Raw genomic sequence first — 20,455 nt, forward strand, 5'->3', positions numbered from 1 at the left:
CGGAGCCGCATGACGACACAGCCCCGCGCCCCTGGGAGGGGCGTGAGCTCTTTTGCGTCCAGTGCCTCTCACCTGCGCAAACAGCCTCATACAGCAGTCACCGGGTGCCTTCGCCGGTGGCACGCGGTGCCTACTTTCTTGAGATCGAGAGATTTTGCCGTTCAGCCTTTGATCGATCATCGATCAGGGGGTTACAGTCGCCTGCGGGCTTGCACCCGAGCCCTCCGCCCTGTCCTGCCAAAGACACAAAGGGCACCCCCCTTCGACTGAGGAAGGCGGCGACATGACCGACCCCAACGCCATCCAGCCGAGCGAGCTCGATCAGCTCCCGGACCGCGACCCCGAGGAGACCGCCGAGTGGCAGGCCTCCCTGGACGCCGTCACCGAGGCGGCCGGGCCGCACCGTGCCGCGTACCTGATGCGCCGCACGCTGGAGCGTGCCGAGGGCGCCGGCCTCGCGCTGCCCAAGCTGCTCGAGACCGACTACGTCAACACCATCCCCACCGCCGCCGAGCCCGCCGTGGACGGCGACGAGGCGATGGAGCAGCGGATCACCGCGTGGAACCGCTGGAACGCGGCGGCGATGGTGACCCGCGGCAGCAAGTACGGCGTCGGCGGCCACATCGCCACCTTCGCCTCCGCGGCCTGGCTCTACGAGACCGGCTTCAACCACTTCTTCCGCGGCAAGGAAGGCGACGGCTCGGGCGACCAGCTCTACATCCAGGGCCACGCCTCCCCCGGCATCTACGCCCGCGCCTTCCTCGACGGCCGGATCGACGAGGCGCAGCTCGACAACTTCCGCCGCGAGGCCGGGGGCAACGGACTGCCGTCGTACCCGCACCCGCGGCGTCTGCCCTGGCTGTGGGAGTTCCCCACCGTGTCGATGGGCCTCGGCCCGATCTCCGCGATCTACCAGGCGCGGTTCAACCGCTATCTGACCAGCCGCGGCATCAAGGACGTCTCCGACTCGCACGTCTGGGCGTTCCTCGGCGACGGCGAGATGGACGAGCCCGAGTCGACGACCGCGCTCACCCTCGCCTCCCGCGAGCAGCTGGACAACCTCACCTTCGTCATCAACTGCAACCTGCAGCGCCTCGACGGACCGGTCCGCGCCAACTTCAAGATCGTGCAGGAGCTGGAGGCCCAGTTCCGCGGCGCCGGCTGGAACGTCATCAAGACCCTGTGGGGCACGGCCTGGGACGAGCTGTTCCGGCTCGACACCACCGGCGCCCTGGTACGCCGGCTCCGCGAGGTGCCCGACGCGCAGGTGCAGACGTACCAGACGCGCGACGCCGCCTACATCCGCCAGGACTTCTTCGGCAAGGACCCGGCGCTCGCCGAGATGGCGAAGCTGCTCAGCGACGACAAGATCCTCGAGTGCTTCCACCTCTCCCGCGGCGGCCACGAGTCCCGCAAGGTGTACGCCGCCTACAAGGCCGCGCTCGCCCACAAGGGCGCGCCGACCGTGATCCTCGCGCAGACCGTCAAGGGCCACACCCTCGGTGAGGGCTTCGCCTCCAAGAACGCCAACCACCAGATGAAGAAGCTGACGGTGGACGAGTTCAAGGCGATGCGCGACCGGCTGGAACTGCCGGTCTCCGACGCGCAGTTCGTCGACGGCGTGGTGCCCTACGTGCACCCGGGCGCCGACTCCCCCGAGGTCCGCTACCTCCAGGAGCGCCGCGCCGCCCTCGGCGGTCCGGCCCCGGCCCGCCGCGTGCACCCGGTCGCGCCGCTGCCGCAGCCCGCCGACAAGGCGTTCGCCGCCTTCGACAAGGGCTCCGGCTCGCAGAACGTCGCCACCACCATGGCCTTCGTCCGCCTGGTCAAGGACCTCGTCCGCGACAAGGAGACCGGCAAGCGCTGGGTGCCGATCGTCCCCGACGAGGCGCGCACCTTCGGCATGGAGAGCCTCTTCCCGTCCCTCGGCATCTACTCGCCGATGGGCCAGACGTACGAGCCGGTCGACCGCGACCAGCTGATGTACTACAAGGAAGCCAAGAACGGCCAGATCTTCAACGAGGGCATCACCGAAGCCGGTGCCATGGCCGAGTTCGTCGCCGCCTCCACGTCGTACTCGACGCACGGCGAGACGATGATCCCGTTCTACATCTACTACTCGATGTTCGGCTGGCAGCGCACCGGCGACCAGATGTGGCAGCTCGGCGACCAGCTCGGCCGCGGCTTCCTGGTCGGCGCCACCGCCGGCCGCACCACGCTGACGGGCGAGGGCCTGCAGCACGCCGACGGCCACTCCCCGGTCATCGCGGCGACCAACCCGGCGGCACTGACGTACGACCCGGCGTTCGCGTACGAGATCGGCGTCATCGTCAAGGAGGGTCTGCGCCGGATGTTCGGCGAGGCCGGGCCGGACGAGGACCAGAACGTCTTCTACTACCTGACGGTCTACAACGAGCCGCTGCCGCAGCCCGCCAAGCCGTCGGCGGCCGGCATCGACGAGGGCATCGTCAAGGGCCTGTACCGCTTCAACACGGCGGAGTCCGCGGGCGTCTCCCCGGCCGCGAACGCGCCGCGGATCCAGCTGCTGGGCTCCGGCACGGCGATCCACTGGGCCCTGAAGGCGCAGCGGCTGCTCGCCGAGGAGTGGGGCGTGGCCGCCGACGTGTGGTCCGCCACCTCGTGGACCGAGCTGCGCCGCGACGCCATGGAGGCCGACGAGGCGCTGCTGCGGGGCGAGGAGCGGGTGCCGTTCGTCCAGCAGGCGCTGCAGGGCGCCGAGGGCCCGGTGCTGGCGGTCTCGGACTACATGCGCCAGGTCCCGGACCAGATCGCGCAGTGGGTCGAGCAGGACTACTCGTCGCTGGGCGCCGACGGCTTCGGTCTGTCGGACACCCGTGACGCCGCCCGCCGCCACTTCGGCGTGGACGCCGAGTCCATCGTCGTCGCGGCCCTGGCCCAGCTCGCCCGGCGCGGCGAGGTGCAGGCGGCGGCCGTGAAGGAAGCCCGCGAGAAGTACGGCCTGTAAGGCTTGATCACGACAGGAGGCCCCCGCCACGGCGGGGGCTTCTTGCATGATGGGCGCATGCGTGCCGCCCGGTTGATCAAGATGGTGCTGCTGCTGCAGTCCCGGCCCTCCATGACCGCCGCCGAGCTGGCGAGTGAGCTGGAGGTGTCGGAGCGTACGGTCACCCGGGACGCTCAAGCGCTGTCGGAGGCCGGGGTGCCGGTGTACGCGGACCGGGGACGGATCGGCGGCTACCGGCTGATCGGCGGCTACCGGACCCGGCTCACGGGGCTGGCGCGCGGCGAGGCGGAGGCGCTTTTCCTGTCCGGGGTGCCGGGGGCGCTGCGCGAGATGGGGCTGGAGGACGCCGCGTCGGCGGCCCGGCTGAAGGTGTCGGCGGCGCTGCTGCCGTCCCTGCGCGACGCGTCGCGCACGGCGGCCCAACGCTTCCACCTGGACGCCCCGAACTGGTTCCGCGAGCCGACGACGCCGGAGCTGCTGCCGGCCGTCGCGGAGGCGGTGTGGGACGACCGGCGGATCACCGCCCGCTACCGGCGCGGCGAGGACCTCGTGGAGCGGGAGCTGGAGCCGTACGGGCTGGTGCTCAAGGCGGGGGTCTGGTACCTGTGCGCGCGGGTTTCCGGGCAGGGGGCCTTCCGGGTGTACCGGATCGACCGGTTCGCGGCGGTGGGGGCGGGCGGGGAGCGCTTCGAGCGCTCGGCGGACTTCGATCTGCCGGCGTTCTGGGGGGAGCGGGCGGAGGAGTTCGCGCGGTCGCTGCTGCGGGCGGAGGTCGTGGTGCGGTTGTCGGAGGAGGGGGTGCGGCGGCTTCCGCATGTCGTGGATCCGCGGGCCGCGCGGGAGGCGCTGGCGCGGGCGGGGGTGCTGGAAGGTGCGGGTGCGGGTGCGGGTGCGGGTGAGTGGGTGAGGGTGACTCTGCCGGTGGAGTCGGAGGAGGTCGCCCACGAGCAGCTTTCGGCGCTGGGGGCGGAGGTGGAGGTGCTGGCGCCTGCGTCCCTGCGGGAGCGGTTCGCGGTGGGGGCCGCTCGGCTGGCGGGGTTGTACGGGGTGTGAACCGGGGTGTGGTCGTTGGGTTTTTCGCCCCCGCCGCCCCTTCCCGTCCCGTCCCCGGGGGCTTCGCCCCCGGACCCCCTTCGCGCAGTTCCCCGCGCCCCTGACGGGCGCAATTCCCGGCGCCCCTGACGGACGCGGTTCCGCGGCCCTGTCGCGCATCGTTCCCCGCGTCTCTATCGGGTGCGGCTTTGCGGTGCAGGGTTGATGCTGGAGGGCGTGATGGACGAGGTGGAGTTCTGGGAGCTGGTCGACGCCGCGCGTGAGGATGCCGAGGGGGATCCGGAGGAGCAGGCCGATCTGCTGGTGGAGCGGCTGGTACGGCTGGACCCGGAGGCGGTCCTGGACTTCGCCCGTCACTTCGAGTCCCGCTACCACCGCGCCTACCACTGGGATCTGTGGGGCGCCGCCTGGGTGCTGCTGGACGGGGCGAGCGACGACGCCTTCGACTTCTTCCGCTGCTGGCTGATCGGCCAGGGCCGGGAGGTGTTCGAGGGCGCCGTGCACGACCCGGACGCCCTGGCCGAGCTGCTGGACGACTTCGACGAGGAGATCGACGGCGACGCCGAGGACCTCGGCTACGCGGCGGACGAGGCGTACGAGCAGCTCACCGGCACGGTGGCGCCCGACCTCGACCTGCCCCCGGCCCCGGCGGAGCCGGAGGGCACGCCGATCGACTTCGAGAACGAGGCGCTGCTCGCGGACCGCTATCCGCGGCTCTGGTCGCGGTTCCGGATCTGAGCCCGCGCGCCCGGCCCGTTCACAGACGCCGGTGGGGGTTCGGCGTCTGGCGCAGCGGCGCGGCGTTGGCCTGCATGAGGGCGGCGGCGGTGTGGGCCGCCGGGCCCAGGACCACGGCCGCGGCGGCGCACAGGGCCGTCCAGGGACGACGCAGGGCGTCCGCCCAGCCGGTACTTCGCTCGGGTGTGTCGTTCATGGTTCCTGCTCTTCGTTCCGTGTGTCGTCGTTCCGTACTGCGGTCTGGGTGGCGTCGGGCACGGTGTCCCCGGTGGCGCGTCCCTGGAGGCGGGCCGCCTCGGCCCTGATCTGGGGGAGGCGGGCCTTGAGGGCGGCGCCTGGGCAGTCGGTCATGTAGCCGTCGCTGTGGCCCGCGATCGCGGGGAAGGTGGCGGCGCTGCCGGCCGCGTAGCGGCTGCCGCCGTTGCTGGAGACCAGCCGTACGTCGGCGAGCGGGTCGGTGCCCGACGTGCCGAGCTTCCAGGCGGCGACGGCGGCGATCGCGTGCAGCATCCTCGGCGGCACCTCCGTCCCCTCGGTGAAGGTGCCGAGGGCGGCGATCCCGGTGGTGCGGTGGTTGAAGCCCTGGGTGTGGGCGCCGGTGACGGGCTGGTCGGTGCCGCCCGCGCGGCCCTCGTAGACGGTGCCGCAGCGGTCGACGACGAAGTTGTAGCCGAGGTCGTCCCAGTCGCGGCCGTCGGTCTGGCCCTCGTACAGGGACCGGATGATGGCGGGCGCGTCCGCGCAGTCGTAGCCGTTGGGCGAGTCGGTGTGGTGGACGAAGACGGCGACGACCTCGTCGTCGTAACGCGGGGGCGGCTGGTCGCGGGCGGCGTCGCCGATCCAGGCGGAGCGGGGCACGACGGCCGGCCGGGGCGCCTGGTGGGCGGGGGTGGCCCGCGCGGCGGAGCCGGTGTCGTTCTCCGCGGCGTGCTCGACGCCGTAGGCGCACAGCACCAGGGCGACGGCGGCGGCCACGCCCGGCACACAGCCCAGCGGCACCGTGACGGCCCGTGGCAGGCGCGGGACGCCCGGCCCCCCGGGTATCCGGGGGGAGCGGCGTCTCCACGCTCCGCGCGGTCTCCAGAGGGCACGCATGAACTCACTGTGGGGCCCTCGCGCCCGGTCCGCGATATGTGGTGTGCCACCCGGTGGAACCATCGTCCCGGTCCGGGGCGTTTTCCCGAGTGCACGCGCGTATGGTCGCTTCCCGGCGGCCGTCCGCGCGTGCGGCTGATCACCGGGCCCCTCCCCCACGTACTGATGGGCCGGTGATCCCGAGAGAAAGGCGGCGTGCGTGGACCTGCTCGACATCCTGCTGTTGCTGGTCGTCCTGGCCTACGCGGCCTCCGGTTACCGGCGCGGGCTGCTGGCCGGCTGTGTCTCGCTGGCCGGTTTCGTGGGGGGCGCGGTGGTCGGCGTGTGGATCCTGCCGTGGGTGATGGACCTGGTGACGCCGGGGTCCACCCGGGCGACGGTGGCGGCCGTGTTCACGGTGCTGCTGCCGGCCGTGGCGGGCCACGAGCTGGCGGGGCGGCTGGCGCTGCGGCTGCGGCGGGAGCTGGACCGGGGCCCGCTGCGGGTGGCGGACGGGATCGGCGGTGCGGTGGCCAACTCGGTGGCCGTGCTGATCGTGGCCTGGGTGGCGGCGAGCGTGCTGGGCGCGTCCTCCTCGCCGCTGGTGACGTCGGCGATCCGCGACTCGCGGCTGCTGGGCGCGGTGCAGGACGCGATGCCGGACACCACTCCCAGCTGGTTCTCCCGGGCCACGTCGGCGCTGACCGAGGCGGGTTTCCCGCAGGTCTTCAACCCGTTCGAGAACGAATCGACCGCCGAGGTCGCCGCGCCCACCGGCGACAGCGTCACTGCGGCCGCCACCCGCGCCGCCCAGCGCAGCACGGTGAAGGTGGAGGGCGTCGCGGGCACCCAGGGCCGCGAGGGCAGCGGCTTCGTGTACGCGGCGGAGCACGTGATGACCAACGCCCATGTGGTGGCCGGCATCGACGAGCCGACGGTGCGCGTCGGCGGGGTCGGGCGGACGTACGAGGCGCGGGTGGTGCTCTTCGACCCGCGGAAGGACGTGGCCGTGCTGTACGTGCCGGATCTCCGGGCGCCCGTCCTGGACTTCGACGACGACGCGGACCGCGGCGACTCGGCGGTCGTGGCCGGCTATCCGCAGGACGGCGACCTGAACCTGCAGGCGGCGACGGTGGCCAACCGGGTGCAGGCCCGGGGCCAGAACATCTACAACGACACGATCGTCACCCGCGAGATCTACTCGATCCGCTCCACCGTCCGCCCCGGCAACTCCGGCGGCCCGCTGCTGACCACCGACGGCCGGGTGTACGGCGTGGTGTTCGCGCGCTCCACCTCGGACGCCGAGACCGGGTACGTGCTGACGGCGGACGAGGTGGCGGAGGACGCCGAACGCGCGGCGGGGGCGACGGCGCCGGTGGACACGGGCGAGCCGGTGACCTCGTAGGGCGGCGTCAGCGCAGCGACCGCCCCATCAGCACGTCGTCGACGTACGCGCCCCCGACGAAGAACTCCTCCGGCTGGACGCCCTCCACCACGAAGCCCTCGGACTCGTACAGCTTGCGGGCGGCGGTGTTGTGGCCGAGGACGCGCAGCGTGATCCGGCGGGCGCCGCGCTCCCGCGCCTCCGCGACGGCGGCCCGCACCAGGGCCCGGCCCACGCCCAGCCCGCGCGCCCCCTCGGCGACGGCGAGGCCGCGGATCTGCCGTACGTGCGTGTTGGAGGCGAGCTCGGTGGGGAAGCCGAGGCGGACGTACCCCACGATCCGGCCCCCGTGCTCGGCGACCCGGTGGTCCCGGGGCCCGGAGCGCTCGCTGAAGAAGGAGTCGTACGGCGGGCGCGGCGGCGGGGTGACGGCGTGCAGGGTGGACCAGGTCTCGCGGTCGAGGAGGGCCAGCTCCCCCTCGTCGTCGGGACGGGCGACGCGTATGGACGGCTCGGGCATGTGGGCCACTGTACGGCGGGGCCGGGACGCGGCGGCCGTGAATTTCCGGCCGCCGGGGGCAGGATGGTCGCCATGGAACGATCCCGAATCGCGGTGGCCGGTGCGTCCGGGCTGATCGGCGGCGCGCTCGCGCGGTCCCTGACGTCCGACGGGCACGAGGTGGTCCGGCTGGTCCGGCGTGCGCCCCGGGCCGGGGAGGTGCGGTGGGACCCGGAGCGGCGGTCCGTGGACGCGGCGGGGCTGGCCGGCTGCGACGCGGTGGTCAATCTGGCGGGGGCCGGGGTCGGCAGCCGGCGCTGGACGGACGAGTACAAGGCCCGCATCCGGTCCAGCCGGGTCGACGGCACGGCCGCGCTCGCCGAGGCCCTGGCCGGGCTGCCCGAGGACGTACGGCCCCGGGTGTTCGTCAACGGCAGCGCGATCGGCTACTACGGCGAGACCGGCGACCGGTCCGTGGACGAGAGCGCGCCGCCCGGCGAGGGCTTCCTGCCGGAGGTGTGCGTCGCATGGGAGGCGGCCGCCGACCCGGCGCGCGAGGCGGGCGTACGGACGGTGTTCGCGCGCACCGGGCTGGTGGTGGCGCGCGGGGGCGGGGCGTGGGGAAGGCTCTTCCCGCTGTTCCGCGCCGGTCTCGGCGGGCGGATGGGCGACGGGCGCCAGTACTGGTCTTTCGTCGCCCTGCACGACGAGGTGGCCGCGCTGCGCCATCTCCTCGACACCGACGGCCTTTCCGGACCCTTCAACCTGACCGCCCCCCACCCGGTGACCAACCGGGAGGTCACCGAGGCCATGTCACGCGTACTGCGCCGTCCGGCCGTGTTCCCGGTACCGGCGCCGGTGCTGCGCACGGTCCTCGGCGAAATGGCCGGCGACGTGCTCGGCAGCGCCCGGGTACTGCCCGCCCGGCTCCAGGAGTCCGGCTTCCGCTTCGCCTTCCCCCGGATCGAGGGAGCGATCAGGGCGGCCCTGTGACCGGGCACCGCCCCCTCTGATCCCCCTCCGACCACATCGTGCCCATCCGATGTGCGTATGCGACCGTCGTGCGCCCGTGCTCTGTCCATGCGCGACTGACCCGGCGACCGGACACGGCCCTAACCTCGACCCGAACTCGGGAATCCCTGGGGCCTGTTGAGGGCATGACGTTTCCAGCGCCGCGCAACCTCGAGGAGGGGCACGTGCTTGAGCCCACGTACCAGGCGGACGTCGTCGTCGTGGGAGCCGGGGTCGCCGGTCTCTCCGCGGCACGACGGCTGACCAGCGCAGGAGTCACCACCCTGGTCCTGGAGGCCGCCCATGAGGTGGGCGGCCGGATGACGACGGAGAAGGTCGACGGCTTCCGGCTCGACCGGATCGGACAGCTGCTGTCCACCGCGTACCCCGAACTGCGGGCCGGCACGGGCCTCGAGGGGCCGGTGCTGCGGCCCTTCGCGCCCGGTGTCCTGCTGCACAGCGACGGACGGCACCATCGTGCGGGCGTGCAGCCCGGCGCGAGAGGAGCACGGAGCGCGAGGGGCGCACTCCATGCGGTGCGCGCCCTGGCGAGCGCCCCACGGCCCGGTGGCGGCCCCAGGAGGCCGGTGGCGGTACCCGGACGGCAGGTGTCCGCGCCCCGCAGCCGTACGGGCGCCCCGCTGGGCACGGCGGTCGACCAGGCCCGGCTGGGCGCCGCGTTCAGCAAGCTCGCGGGCACGCCGGTGGAACGGCTGCTGGCGCGGCCCGAGACGACGGCGGCCGAGGCGCTGGTGGCCCGGGGCCTGCCGGCCCGGACCATCGACGGCTTTCTGCGCCCCCTCCTCTCCGCGCTGCTGTGCGACCCGGAGCTCACCACCTCCAGCCGGTGCGCGGATCTGGCGCTGCGGGCGTTCGCGCGGGGGCGGCTGTGCCTGCCGGAGGGCGGCGCCGAGGCGCTGCCGCGGCAGCTGGCGCGGGCGCTGCCGCCGGGCACGGTGCACACGGGTGTGCGGGTCACGTCCGTGTCGACGACCTCGGTGACCACCGTGGAGCACGGCGTGTTCCGGTGCGGCGCGGTGCTGGTCGCGACGGGCGCGCGGGCCGCGGCCGAGTTGCTGCCCGGGCTGCGGGTGCCAGACTTCCACCCGGTGACGGTGGTGCACCACACGACCGACGAGGCCCCGGCGACGGGTGCGTCGCTGCTGCTCGACGCCGACCGGGGCGGGCCGGTGGCGCACACGGCGGTCGTCAGCCGGGTCGACCCGTCGCGGGCCCCGGCGGGGCGCACGCTGGTCAGCTCGACGGTGCTGGGGCCGCCCGGGCCGGACGTCGACACCGCGGTGCGGATGCACCTGGGGCGGCTGTACGGCGTGCCGACGGAGCGCTGGGAGACGCTGGGGGTGCGTCACACTGCCGAGGCGGTGCCGGCGATGCGGCCGCCGCACGATCTGCGGCGGGCGGTGCGGCTGCTGGCGGGGCTGTATGTGTGCGGGGATCACCGGGACAGTGGGTCCGTGCAGGGGGCGTTGCACTCGGGGCGGCGGGCTGCGGCGGCGATACTCGCGGATCTGGGGGTGGATCGGTCGCTGCATTCGGCGGAGCCGGTGCCTACGGCGCGGGCCGCTTGAGCGGGGCGGGTCGCGGCACCGGGGTGGTGTGACCCGGCCCCGGCGCCGCCGCACCGTACCCGGCGTGGGTGTGGGCCGGGGGTGGCTTGCGCAGCCCGGCGCTTGCATAGTGCCCCTCGCGGGTGCGGGCCGGGGCGGGGTGTGCGCAGCCCGGCGCCAACGGGGTGCCGTCGCGCCCACCCGTGCCGCCCTGCGGCACGACTGCCCGCGGAGAGCGCGGGGGCGGCACGACTGCCCGCGGAGAGCGCGGGGGCGGCACGACTGCCCGCGGAGAGCGCGGGGGCGGCACGACTGCCCGCGGAGTGCGCGGGGGCGGCGGGTGGTCGCCTACGGCGGGGAGGGGGCGGGGCGGGGGTGGTCGCCCGCAGTGGCTGGCGCGTCCGCGCCGGGCCACCTCTTCCAGCCGGGGCAGTCGCGCCAGTCCGAGGACGGCCACCCCCGACCCGGCCCCGCCCCACCCACCGGCGTCAGGCGAAGGCCGCGACCCTGTCGCGGTAGGTGCGAACAGGCCCCGCGTCCCGGTAAGGCTCCAGCTTCCGCTCGAAGTCCCGCACGTACTCCACCGCCCGCACGGACCGCATCTCCGCCGCCTGCCCAGCCGCCTCCGCGGCGTGCTGGCACGCCTGGTCCAGCTCCCCCAGCCCCAGCCGCGCGGTCGCCAGCACCATCCGGGAGAACAGCCGGCTCCGCGCATACCCCGGCGCACGCAACCGCAGCGACCGCTCCGCGTGCTGCGCCGCGGCCCGGAACTGCTGAAGATCCCGGTGACAGTGCCCGAACTCGTCCGCCAGCTGCGCCTCGTCGAAGGACCGCGCCCAGTACGGCACCTCGTCCCCCGCCCGGCCACCTCCACCGCCACCGCCACCCGCACCGCCACCGCTCCCCTCCAGCGCCCGCTCCGCGCGCACCAGCGCCGCCGTACAGGCCCGCACCTCCCCCAGCACCCCGTGCCCGCGCGCCTCCGCCGCGTGCAGCAGCGCCTGCACCACCGGCGGAGCGGACCCGCCCGCCCCCTGCTGCGCGACCCGCGCGAGCTGCACCGCCTCCCGCCCGTGCCCGAGATAGACGGCCTGCCGGCTCATGGTGACCAGGACGTACGCCCCGTACGGCCGGTCCCCCGCCGCCTGCGCGAGCCGCAGCGCCTGCACGAAGTACCGCTGGGCCAGCCCGTGCGCGCCGATGTCGTACGACGTCCACCCCGCCAGCCGGGTCAGGTCCGCGGCGGCCGCGAACAGCCGCCGCCCCGTCTGCTCGCCGTACGTGCCGCGCAGCATCGGCTCGCACTCGTGCTCCAGGTACCGCACCAGCGCCTGCCGCGCGTGCCCGCCGCCGTACGCGTCGTCGAGCGTGCGGAACAGCTCGCCGACCGACCGCAGCGCCGCGATGTCCCCGCTGCCCACCCGGTGGGCCGGGCCGCGCTCGGCGGCACCGCGCCGCCGAGCGAGCAGCTCCGCGGGCCGGACCGACAGCCGTCCCTGCGCCGGCACCCGCACCGGCGCCTCCGCCCGGGCCACCTTGTCGTCGGCCCGCCCGATCAGCCAGTCCCGGCTCGGCACCACCAGCCCCGCCGAGGTGAAGGCGATCTTCCGCAGCTCGGCATGGCTGCCGGAGTCCTTGCGCCACAGCCCGCTGACGATGTCGACGGCCTCCTCCGGGGTGCCGGCGTACTCCAGCCCCGCGTAGACCGGGGCGCAGGCGTCCAGCCCCAGGTCCTGCGCGGTGAGCCTGCGGCCCAGGCGCCGGGTGAAGACCTCGGCGATCAGTGCCGGTGTGGTGCCCCTCGGCTGCTGTCCGCGCAGCCAGCGGGTGACGGACGTCTTGTCGTATCTCAGGTCGAGCCCGTGTTCGAGACCGAGCTGGTCCACGCGACGGGCGAGCCCCGCGTTGGAGAATCCCGCTTCTGCGATGAGCGCGGCGAGCTGTCGGTTGGGCGTGCGCTGCGCGGGTCGTTCCGTCATCTGCGGTGCGGTCTCCTGCCTTCCGGCTGAGCAAGGTGCGCGGATTGCCTGTGAGCAGCCCTTACGTCTTCTTGGACGGCGCGAATGTAGCGGAGAGTAAGCAACCGATCGCACACTTCCAGGGCCATTCATCCGATCGTGTGAGGATTGCCCGAAAAGCTGACGCCCCCCGCACCCACCCCCAGCCCCCTCCCAGCTCCCTCCCAGCTCCCGTACGACCCCCGCACACCCCCCGCTCGAACGGTCGTACAGTGGCGTGGGCGCGTTTCATGCCTGACGGCGTACCGGACGACGTGCCCGACAACCTTGAGGGAGGCGCTTGCCGTGAGTGAGCTGCGGTTCGTGCGGATGGGCTTCGGAGCCGAGGCGGTCGACTACCAACTGGCCTGGGACGAACAGCGCCGGGTGCACGCGGCACGGTTCACCGACGAGGTGCCGGACACCGTGATCCTCCTGGAGCACCCCCCGGTCTACACGGCGGGCCGGCGCACCGAGGCGAGCGAGCGCCCCCTCGACGGCACCCCCGTCATCGACGTGGACCGCGGCGGCAAGATCACCTGGCACGGCCCCGGCCAGCTGGTGGGCTACCCCATCCAGAAGCTGCCCCGCCCGGTGGACGTGGTCGCGCACGTCCGGCGCCTGGAGGAGGCCCTGATCCGCACCTGCGCGGAGTTCGGTCTGGAGACCACCCGGGTCGAGGGCCGCAGCGGGGTGTGGGTGCTGGGCGACCCGGTGGAGCAGCGCCCCGGGCTCGGCGGGCTCTCCCTGGACTTCGACCCCCGGATCGGCGACGACGAGTTCGACCCCCGCCTCAACGGCCCGGAGTACGCGCCCTCCAACGCCGGCCAGCGCCGCGAGGACCGCAAGATCGCCGCGATCGGCATCCGCGTGGCCAAGGGCGTCACGATGCACGGCTTCGCGCTGAACGTGAACCCCGACAACAAGTGGTTCGACAAGATCATCCCGTGCGGCATCCGCGACGCCGGCGTCGCCTCCCTGGCGAACGAACTGGGCCGTGACGTCACGATCGCCGAGGTGCTCCCCGTCGTGGAACGCCATCTGCGGGACGTCCTGGAGAACGCGGAGCTCAGGCCCCGGGCCGTCGAGAACGCACCGGCATAGGCCTCCACCAGGTCCGACACCCACGCCGGGTTTCAAATCAACGGGCGTACCCTAGAGGACGCCGAAGAATCAATCGCTAGGGAGCCGGTCGTGTCCGCAGTCGCACCCGACGGACGCAAGATGCTGCGCCTGGAGGTCCGCAACAGCCAGACCCCCATCGAGCGCAAGCCCGAGTGGATCAAGACCCGGGCGAAAATGGGCCCCGAGTACTCCAAGATGCAGAACCTCGTGAAGAGCGAGGGGCTGCACACGGTCTGCCAGGAAGCCGGCTGTCCGAACATCTACGAGTGCTGGGAGGACCGCGAGGCGACCTTCCTCATCGGCGGCGACCAGTGCACGCGGCGCTGCGACTTCTGCCAGATCGACACCGGCAAGCCCGAGGCCCTCGACCGTGACGAGCCGCGCCGCGTCGGCGAGTCGGTCGTCACCATGGACCTGAACTACGCCACCATCACCGGCGTCGCCCGCGACGACCTGGAGGACGGCGGCGCCTGGCTGTACGCGGAGACCGTGCGCCAGATCCACGCGCAGACGGCCGAGCGCGCCGAGGGCCGCACCAAGGTCGAGCTGCTGGCCCCCGACTTCAACGCGGTGCCCGAGCAGCTGGCGGAGGTCTTCTCCTCCCGCCCCGAGGTCTTCGCGCACAACGTCGAGACGGTCCCGCGGATCTTCAAGCGGATCCGCCCCGGCTTCCGCTACGACCGCTCCCTGAAGGTCATCACCGACGCCCGCGACTACGGCCTGGTCACCAAGTCGAACCTGATCCTCGGCATGGGCGAGACCCGCGAGGAGGTCAGCGAGGCGCTTCGGCAGCTGCACGACGCCGGCTGCGAGCTGGTCACCATCACGCAGTACCTGCGCCCCTCCGTGCGCCACCACCCCGTGGAGCGCTGGGTGAAGCCGCACGAGTTCGTGGAGCTGAAGGAGGAGGCCGAGCAGATCGGCTTCTCCGGAGTGATGTCCGGCCCGCTGGTCCGCTCCTCGTACCGCGCCGGCCGGCTGTACCAAATGGCGATCGAGAAGCGCGGAGCGTACGGGGCGTCCCAGGCCGTCTGACCGGCTCCACGTCACCCCCTCGGGCTTCACCCGAGAACGTGTGAATTCACGCACAAGGCTCTACCGGCCGGTAACGGCTGGGGGAACGCGGTCCCGGCCGTCCTCGCAGATGAGGGCACACGCCGGGACCGCGTCGGCGTTCCAGGACTCTCCCACCAGGTTTCATGCCTGTTTGACCGGTCGGTCACGTCCTGGTAACACCAGTCAGTGAGCCTGGAATCGCAGCACGTACCTTCCCACCCGCCGGCACCGAGGGAGACCTCCACCATGCAGGCCGCGCCCGTCCGCGCCACCGCCATCCCGTCCTTCACCACCGCTCTGCGCGCCGTCGAGTCGCTGCTGATGAGCAGCGGCCAGCGCACCGCCCGGCGCAACGCCTGGACCTCGGTGCTGGAGGACCGCCGTCGCGCCAAGGACCGGGTCGAGGCACAGCGTGTCCTCGACCAGACCCCGACCCTCCCGTCCCTGACCACCCGTCCCTGACGACCCGTCCCTGAACGTCCGCACCCTTCCCGGTTCCCGGCCACCCGCCCCTGGCCGTCGGCCCCCCGCGGGGGCACGTAGACTTCATGGCATGGCGAGGAAGGAAACCGCAGCGGACGCTGCGAACCCCGGGCGACTGAAGCAGATCGCCCTGACCTACAAGATGACCCGCAGGGCCGACAAGAAGATCGGTCTTGTACTCGCGGCAGTCGGAATCGTCACCTTCGGTGTCTTCCTCGCGATCGGTTTCTTGATCGGTCACCCCATCTATCTCGGCATCCTGGGCCTCCTGCTCGCCTTCCTCGCGACGGCGATCGTGTTCGGGCGCCGGGCCGAGCGGGCCGCCTTCGGGCAGATGGAGGGACAGCCGGGCGCCGCCGCGGCCGTGCTCGACAACATCGGCCGGGGCTGGACGACCACCCCCGCGGTGGCGATGAACCGCAGCCAGGACGTGGTGCACCGCGCGGTCGGCAAGGCCGGCATCGTGCTGGTCGCCGAGGGCAACCCGAACCGGGTGAAGAGCCTGCTGGCCGCCGAGAAGAAGAAGATGAACCGCATCGTCGCGGACGTCCCGGTGCACGACCTGATCGTGGGCACCGGCGAGGGCCAGGTCGAGCTGAAGAAGGTGCGCACGACCATGCTCAAGCTGCCGCGCGTGCTCAGCGGTCCGCAGGTCACCGCGACCAACGACCGGCTGCGCGCCCTGGGCGACCTGATGAGCAACATGCCGCTGCCGAAGGGCCCGATGCCCAAGGGCATGCGGCTGCCGAAGGGCGGCAACCCGAGGGGGCGCTGACCGCCTCTCCTCCACGACGTTCTCCCACCACTTCCTCAACGACGACGGGGCGCCGGAATCCAATTCCGGCGCCCCGTCGTCGTGGCCGTGTCCGTGCGGTCAGATCCGCACCTCGACCGTGCGGGCCAGCCGGTCGTGGAGTCCGCGGCCGTCGCGGTCCCAGATCAGCGCGGGGACGGCGAGGCAGAGCAGCGCCGAGCGCAGCAGGCCGCGCAGCGGCTGGACCCGGCCGGTGTCGAGGGCGACCACCCGCAGGCCGAACAGACGCTTGCCGGGGGTGAAGCCGACCGAGCCGACGGTGAGCACGCTCAGCACCAGGAACACCAGCAGCGCCCAGTTGCTGGTCGTCTGCCCGTCGTAGCCGTCGGTGATGAGGCCGTATGCGATCAGGACGCACAGGCCCCAGTCCACGGCGAGGGCGCCGAGCCTGCGGCCGGGGCGGGCGATCGAGCCCGGCCCGCTCTCCGGCAGCCCCAGCTGCTCACCGCGGTGACCGAACTCCGCACCGGCGTCCTCCAGGGCCGCGCGGGGCCCGGAGAGCCATGATCCGATTGCTTGCCTGTTGTCCACCCGTCCACGGTACTGCGCCCGTATATGACCGGGGGACGGCGGGGTGCCGCCGGGGCTACCGTGGGAGATGCGCTGGTTAACTTGTGCGAAACAAATGGGTCACGCCCGAGAAATGACCCGTCCCTAGGGTCGAGGCGAGCGTGTGCCGCCCACACCGGGCACACGAACGGTCTACCACCCCGGCGGGACGGTCGGGAGTAGGAGGAGCTGGATGTTCCAGAACGCCGACGACGCCAAGAAGTACCTCGCGGACGAGGACGTCAAGTTCATCGACGTCCGGTTCTGCGACCTGCCGGGTGTGATGCAGCACGTCACGATCCCCGCCGAGGCGTTCGACCCGGACGAGGAGCTGGCGTTCGACGGATCGTCGATCCGTGGCTTCCAGGCCATCCACGAGTCGGACATGTCGCTGCGCGCCGACCTGTCGACCGCCCGGGTCGACCCGTTCCGCCGCGACAAGACGGTGAACATCAACTTCTTCATCCACGACCCGATCACGGGCGAGCAGTACTCCCGCGACCCGCGCAACGTGGCGAAGAAGGCCGAGGCGTACCTGGCCTCCACGGGGATCGCGGACACCGCGTACTTCGGCCCCGAGGCCGAGTTCTACGTCTTCGACAGCGTGCGCTTCAAGACCTCCGAGAACGAGTCCTTCTACCACATCGACTCCGAGGCTGGCGCCTGGAACACCGGTGCGCTGGAGGACAACCGCGGTTACAAGGTCCGCTACAAGGGCGGTTACTTCCCGGTCCCGCCGGTCGACCACTTCGCCGACCTGCGCGCCGAGATGTCCCTGGAGCTGGCCAAGTCCGGTCTGCAGGTCGAGCGCCAGCACCACGAGGTGGGCACCGCCGGCCAGGCCGAGATCAACTACAAGTTCAACACCCTGCTCGCCGCCGCCGACGACCTGCAGCTCTTCAAGTACATCGTGAAGAACGTCGCCTGGCGCAACGGCAAGACCGCGACCTTCATGCCCAAGCCGATCTTCGGTGACAACGGCTCCGGCATGCACGTCCACCAGTCCCTGTGGGCGGGCGGCGACCCGCTCTTCTACGACGAGCAGGGCTACGCGGGCCTGTCGGACACCGCCCGCTACTACATCGGCGGCATCCTCCGGCACGCCCCGTCGCTGCTGGCGTTCACCAACCCGACGGTGAACTCGTACCACCGCCTGGTGCCGGGCTTCGAGGCCCCGGTGAACCTGGTGTACTCGCAGCGCAACCGCTCCGCCGCGATGCGCATCCCGATCACCGGTTCGAACCCGAAGGCAAAGCGCGTCGAGTTCCGCGCCCCGGACGCCTCCGGCAACCCGTACCTGGCCTTCTCGGCGCTGCTCCTGGCCGGCCTGGACGGCATCAAGAACAAGATCGAGCCGGCCGAGCCGATCGACAAGGACCTCTACGAGCTGGCTCCCGAGGAGCACGCCAACGTGGCCCAGGTCCCGACCTCCCTCGGCGCCGTCCTCGACCGCCTCGAGGCCGACCACGAGTTCCTCCTCCAGGGTGACGTCTTCACGCCGGACCTGATCGAGACGTGGATCGACTTCAAGCGCACCAACGAGATCGCCCCGCTGCAGCTGCGTCCGCACCCGCACGAGTTCGAGCTCTACTTCGACGTGTGATCCGTCCGCGGCGCCCCCGTCCCCGGTTCTCCGGGGGCGGGGGCGCCGTCGTGTGTCCGGAAAGCTTCCCTCTGCGCGCCCGGGGAGGGATCCTTGGTATGACACGGTTGTTCGAGAGAAGGTCACGGGGATGTCCGAGAGGCACGACGAGGAGCGGGAGTTCGACCTCAAGTGGGCGGACGGAGCCGAGCACAAGGAGCCGTCGGCCCGGGCCCGGATGCTCGCCGCCCGCTGGAAGGACAACCCGCCCGGGCCGGTCCCGTTCCGGGCCGACCCGGAGCCCCGGCGTGCGCGGCGCCGCTCGCCCGGCCGCTCTCCCGGCCGCTCGTCCTGGGTCTCCACCGCCCTGGTGTTCGGATGCGTGGCCGCGGTCATCGTGCTGCTGGGGTACATCAACTTCCGGGGGTCCGCCTAGCCCCAAGAGGCCCCGGCGGGTGCACACTGGACATCGGGACGAGTGCCCGACTGCGAGGTGATGCAGATGCGCAGCCGCTTCCGGAGCGACCGGGGACTGACCGTGCGGATGGGGATCACGCTGTTCCTGCTCGGTCTGCTGTATGTGGGCTTCGTCGCCGCGCTGATCGCGCTGCTGAAGTCCTGGGTGCTGGTCGTGGTGATCGTGGCGCTGCTGTTCGGGGCGCAGTACTGGTTCTCCGACCGGATCGCGCTGTTCGCGATGCGCGGACGGGTGGTGGAGCGGGACGACTATCCGGAGCTGCACGGAGTGGTCGACCGGCTGTCGGCGCTGGCCGACATGCCGAAGCCGGTGGTCGCCGTGTCGTCGATGGACATGCCGAACGCGTTCGCGACCGGCAGGAATCCGGACAACGCCGTGGTCTGCGTCACCACGGGGCTGCTGCGACGGCTGGAGCCCGCCGAACTGGAGGGCGTGCTGGCGCACGAGCTGTCGCACGTGGCCCACAAGGACGTCGCCGTGGTCACGGTCGCCTCCTTCCTGGGCGTGATCGCGGGGCTGATCGTGCGTTTCGCCTTCTACTCGCAGCTCTTCGGCGGCGGCCGGCGGGACCAGAACACCATGGCCGTCCTGGCGGTCGTCATGGGCGTCTCCGCGGCCGTGTACGCGATCAGCTTCCTGCTGATCCGGGCGCTGTCCCGGTACCGGGAGCTGGCGGCGGACCGGGCCGCCGCCCTGCTCACCGGGCGCCCCTCGGCGCTGGCGTCCGCGCTCACCAAGGTCACCGGCGACATCGCCCGGATCCCGACCAAGGACCTGCGGACGGCCCAGGCCTTCAACGCGTTCTACTTCACGCCGGCCTTCGGCGCCGAACCCGGTCTCGGGCGGTTCTTCGCCACCCATCCGAGCCTGGAGCAGCGGCTCGACCAGCTGGGCCGCATCTCCGCCGAGCTGGGCGAGGCGGCGCTGCCCGGGAAGTCCTGAGCGGCCATGGGGCTGCTGGACGTCCTGCTCGGCCGGTCCAGGGCCGTGCGGCCGGACCTCGACCGGCTCTTCGCGCTGCCGTCGGCGGCGGTGGGCCTGGAGGCCGCGGCCGGCTTCAGGCCGACCGGGCAGGGCGCGGTGTGCTTCGCGACGGTCGAGGGGGCGGCCTTCGAGCAGACGCACCGCGAGATCCGCGCCCTGCTGGACGCGGACGCCGGACGGACCCCGGTGGAGCTCAGCCGGGACTCCTACGGCTACTCGTGGCTCGTCTCGCACCGCTCCCCCGACGAGCTGCCGCTCCTGGTGAACGACGTGCACGCGGTGAACAGCGTCATGGAGGCCAACGGCTTCGGGCCGCAGCTGCTCTGCTCGCTGGCCGGTTTCCGCGACGACGAGGACCGGCGGCTCGCGCTGGTCTACCTCTACAAGCGCGGCACGTTCTACCCCTTCGCCCCGCTGCCCGGCGACCGGGAGCAGCGGGACAACGCGCTGGAGCTGCGGATACGGGCGGTGCTCGCCGGCGAGCTGCCCGTCGAGGGGGACCTGGGGCGCTGGTTCCCCGTGTGGGGAGCGCCCGGGCTGTAGGGCCCGTCGCGGGGTCCGCCCGTCACTCCGGTCACTCCGGTCGCTTCCGGGCCGCGCCGGGCACCCGCGAAGGCCCGCGGGAGCCCGGCGCCGTGTTCACCGCGAGTACCGCATGAACGCGCGCACCATGTGGCACGTCATGTCCGACGGCGGGTGCACGCCGATCAGCAGCGCCGTGGTGCGGATCTTCGCGTCGCGCGCCTGGCTGGGCAGGTAGACGCCGGAGTCGAGCAGGGCGATGGCGAGCCGCATCGCCTTGAGCCGGCGGTTGTGCGTGACGTACCACTCGCGGGGGCGGCCCGCCGGGAGCGGACGCTTCTCCACCGGGGCGCAGGGCGTCTCCAGCGGCACGGGACGCTTCGCGGTGGACTGGGTGGGCAGGGGCTTCGGCTTGAGTGCGGCAGCGGGCACGGGCATCCTCCTGTCGCGGTCGGGGCGGCCACCGGGATCCCCGACGGCCCCGGCGCCACCCTCGAACACTGCTTCCATTCTACTGCCCGCCACTGACAATCAGCAGACCCGATGAAGCCA

At 72.6% G+C, this 20,455-nt stretch carries 20 protein-coding genes; 14 read left to right on the top strand and 6 right to left on the bottom strand.

Annotation, left to right across the window (positions count from 1 at the left end; genetic code table 11):
* Nucleotides 1-283: 283 nt before the first annotated feature.
* The 3 genes from aceE (at nucleotide 284) to CNQ36_RS09815 (ending at nucleotide 4,777) form a co-directional block, all read left to right on the top strand.
* Nucleotides 284-2,986: a pyruvate dehydrogenase (acetyl-transferring), homodimeric type gene (gene aceE, locus CNQ36_RS09805; protein WP_121545693.1), complete on the top strand. Its 2,703-nt coding sequence runs from the start codon at nucleotides 284-286 to the stop codon at nucleotides 2,984-2,986.
* Between the two features lie 57 nt (nucleotides 2,987-3,043).
* Nucleotides 3,044-4,039: a helix-turn-helix transcriptional regulator gene (locus CNQ36_RS09810; RefSeq protein ID WP_121545694.1), complete on the top strand. Its 996-nt coding sequence runs from the start codon at nucleotides 3,044-3,046 to the stop codon at nucleotides 4,037-4,039.
* A 219-nt stretch (nucleotides 4,040-4,258) separates the two neighbouring features.
* Nucleotides 4,259-4,777, top strand: a complete 519-nt coding sequence (locus CNQ36_RS09815) for a DUF4240 domain-containing protein (protein WP_040907394.1) — start codon at nucleotides 4,259-4,261, stop codon at nucleotides 4,775-4,777.
* Nucleotides 4,778-4,796: 19 nt separating this feature from the next.
* Here the strand turns inward: CNQ36_RS09815 and CNQ36_RS34635 are convergent, their stop codons facing one another.
* On the bottom strand, nucleotides 4,797-4,973 hold the full coding sequence (locus tag CNQ36_RS34635) for a hypothetical protein (protein WP_163013226.1): 177 nt from the start codon (nucleotides 4,971-4,973) through the stop codon (nucleotides 4,797-4,799).
* A complete protein-coding gene (locus tag CNQ36_RS09820) occupies nucleotides 4,970-5,872 on the bottom strand; it encodes a peptidoglycan recognition protein family protein (protein ID WP_410177117.1) in 903 nt (300 codons plus the stop codon). The genes CNQ36_RS34635 and CNQ36_RS09820 overlap by 4 nt, the downstream gene beginning before the upstream one ends.
* A 199-nt stretch (nucleotides 5,873-6,071) precedes the next feature.
* Here CNQ36_RS09820 and CNQ36_RS09825 point away from each other — a divergent pair, with 199 nt between their 5' ends.
* Nucleotides 6,072-7,256: a MarP family serine protease gene (locus CNQ36_RS09825; RefSeq protein ID WP_121545696.1), complete on the top strand. Its 1,185-nt coding sequence runs from the start codon at nucleotides 6,072-6,074 to the stop codon at nucleotides 7,254-7,256.
* A gap of 7 nt (nucleotides 7,257-7,263) precedes the next feature.
* On the opposite strand, the gene CNQ36_RS09830 is transcribed toward CNQ36_RS09825, so the two are convergent.
* The gene (locus tag CNQ36_RS09830; protein WP_121548410.1) at nucleotides 7,264-7,755 is read right to left on the bottom strand and encodes a GNAT family N-acetyltransferase; all 492 of its coding nucleotides are present in this window, start codon (nucleotides 7,753-7,755) and stop codon (nucleotides 7,264-7,266) included.
* Nucleotides 7,756-7,827: 72 nt separating this feature from the next.
* Between CNQ36_RS09830 and CNQ36_RS09835 the strand changes: the two genes are divergently transcribed.
* Together CNQ36_RS09835 and CNQ36_RS09840 are read left to right on the top strand one after the other, a co-directional pair.
* On the top strand, nucleotides 7,828-8,727 hold the full coding sequence (locus tag CNQ36_RS09835; protein ID WP_040907388.1) for a TIGR01777 family oxidoreductase: 900 nt from the start codon (nucleotides 7,828-7,830) through the stop codon (nucleotides 8,725-8,727).
* A gap of 203 nt (nucleotides 8,728-8,930) precedes the next feature.
* Entirely contained in the window at nucleotides 8,931-10,334 is a 1,404-nt protein-coding gene (locus CNQ36_RS09840) for an NAD(P)/FAD-dependent oxidoreductase (protein ID WP_121545697.1), read from the top strand.
* 467 nt (nucleotides 10,335-10,801) lie between these two features.
* On the opposite strand, the gene CNQ36_RS09845 is transcribed toward CNQ36_RS09840, so the two are convergent.
* Complete coding sequence (locus tag CNQ36_RS09845; protein ID WP_121545698.1) at nucleotides 10,802-12,292, bottom strand: NsdA family TPR-like regulatory protein; 1,491 nt, start codon at nucleotides 12,290-12,292, stop codon at nucleotides 10,802-10,804.
* A 324-nt stretch (nucleotides 12,293-12,616) separates the two neighbouring features.
* On the opposite strand from CNQ36_RS09845, the gene lipB reads away from it, so the two are divergent.
* The 4 genes from lipB to CNQ36_RS09865 all read left to right on the top strand — a co-directional run bounded on the left by lipB (nucleotide 12,617) and on the right by CNQ36_RS09865 (nucleotide 15,749).
* Nucleotides 12,617-13,414 (top strand): lipoyl(octanoyl) transferase LipB, encoded by a 798-nt coding sequence (gene lipB / locus CNQ36_RS09850; protein WP_121545699.1) that lies wholly within the window; start codon nucleotides 12,617-12,619, stop codon nucleotides 13,412-13,414.
* Between the two features lie 90 nt (nucleotides 13,415-13,504).
* Complete coding sequence (gene lipA / locus CNQ36_RS09855; protein WP_121545700.1) at nucleotides 13,505-14,470, top strand: lipoyl synthase; 966 nt, start codon at nucleotides 13,505-13,507, stop codon at nucleotides 14,468-14,470.
* Between the two features lie 267 nt (nucleotides 14,471-14,737).
* Complete coding sequence (locus tag CNQ36_RS09860) at nucleotides 14,738-14,953, top strand: SCO2195 family GlnR-regulated protein (protein WP_121545701.1); 216 nt, start codon at nucleotides 14,738-14,740, stop codon at nucleotides 14,951-14,953.
* A 91-nt stretch (nucleotides 14,954-15,044) separates the two neighbouring features.
* Nucleotides 15,045-15,749, top strand: a complete 705-nt coding sequence (locus CNQ36_RS09865) for a DUF4191 domain-containing protein (protein WP_004932040.1) — start codon at nucleotides 15,045-15,047, stop codon at nucleotides 15,747-15,749.
* A gap of 99 nt (nucleotides 15,750-15,848) precedes the next feature.
* Here CNQ36_RS09865 and CNQ36_RS09870 read toward each other — a convergent pair whose 3' ends face one another.
* A complete protein-coding gene (locus CNQ36_RS09870; RefSeq protein WP_121545702.1) occupies nucleotides 15,849-16,319 on the bottom strand; it encodes an RDD family protein in 471 nt (156 codons plus the stop codon).
* A gap of 211 nt (nucleotides 16,320-16,530) precedes the next feature.
* Between CNQ36_RS09870 and glnA the strand changes: the two genes are divergently transcribed.
* From glnA to pspAB, 4 genes are all read left to right on the top strand, one after another.
* Nucleotides 16,531-17,940 carry a type I glutamate--ammonia ligase gene (gene glnA, locus CNQ36_RS09875; RefSeq protein ID WP_004932038.1) on the top strand — a complete coding sequence of 470 codons (1,410 nt, stop codon included), beginning with the start codon at nucleotides 16,531-16,533 and terminating at the stop codon, nucleotides 17,938-17,940.
* Nucleotides 17,941-18,070: 130 nt separating this feature from the next.
* Nucleotides 18,071-18,355: an SCO2583/SCO2584 N-terminal domain-containing protein gene (locus tag CNQ36_RS09880; protein WP_121545703.1), complete on the top strand. Its 285-nt coding sequence runs from the start codon at nucleotides 18,071-18,073 to the stop codon at nucleotides 18,353-18,355.
* Nucleotides 18,356-18,421: 66 nt separating this feature from the next.
* Nucleotides 18,422-19,339 carry a zinc metalloprotease HtpX gene (gene htpX, locus CNQ36_RS09885; protein WP_004932036.1) on the top strand — a complete coding sequence of 306 codons (918 nt, stop codon included), beginning with the start codon at nucleotides 18,422-18,424 and terminating at the stop codon, nucleotides 19,337-19,339.
* Nucleotides 19,340-19,345: 6 nt separating this feature from the next.
* On the top strand, nucleotides 19,346-19,924 hold the full coding sequence (gene pspAB / locus CNQ36_RS09890) for a PspA-associated protein PspAB (protein WP_121545704.1): 579 nt from the start codon (nucleotides 19,346-19,348) through the stop codon (nucleotides 19,922-19,924).
* A gap of 96 nt (nucleotides 19,925-20,020) precedes the next feature.
* Here pspAB and CNQ36_RS09895 read toward each other — a convergent pair whose 3' ends face one another.
* A complete protein-coding gene (locus CNQ36_RS09895; protein ID WP_004932034.1) occupies nucleotides 20,021-20,335 on the bottom strand; it encodes a hypothetical protein in 315 nt (104 codons plus the stop codon).
* Nucleotides 20,336-20,455 lie beyond the last annotated feature (120 nt).

This window comes from Streptomyces fungicidicus (assembly GCF_003665435.1).
GTDB lineage: Bacteria > Actinomycetota > Actinomycetes > Streptomycetales > Streptomycetaceae > Streptomyces > Streptomyces fungicidicus.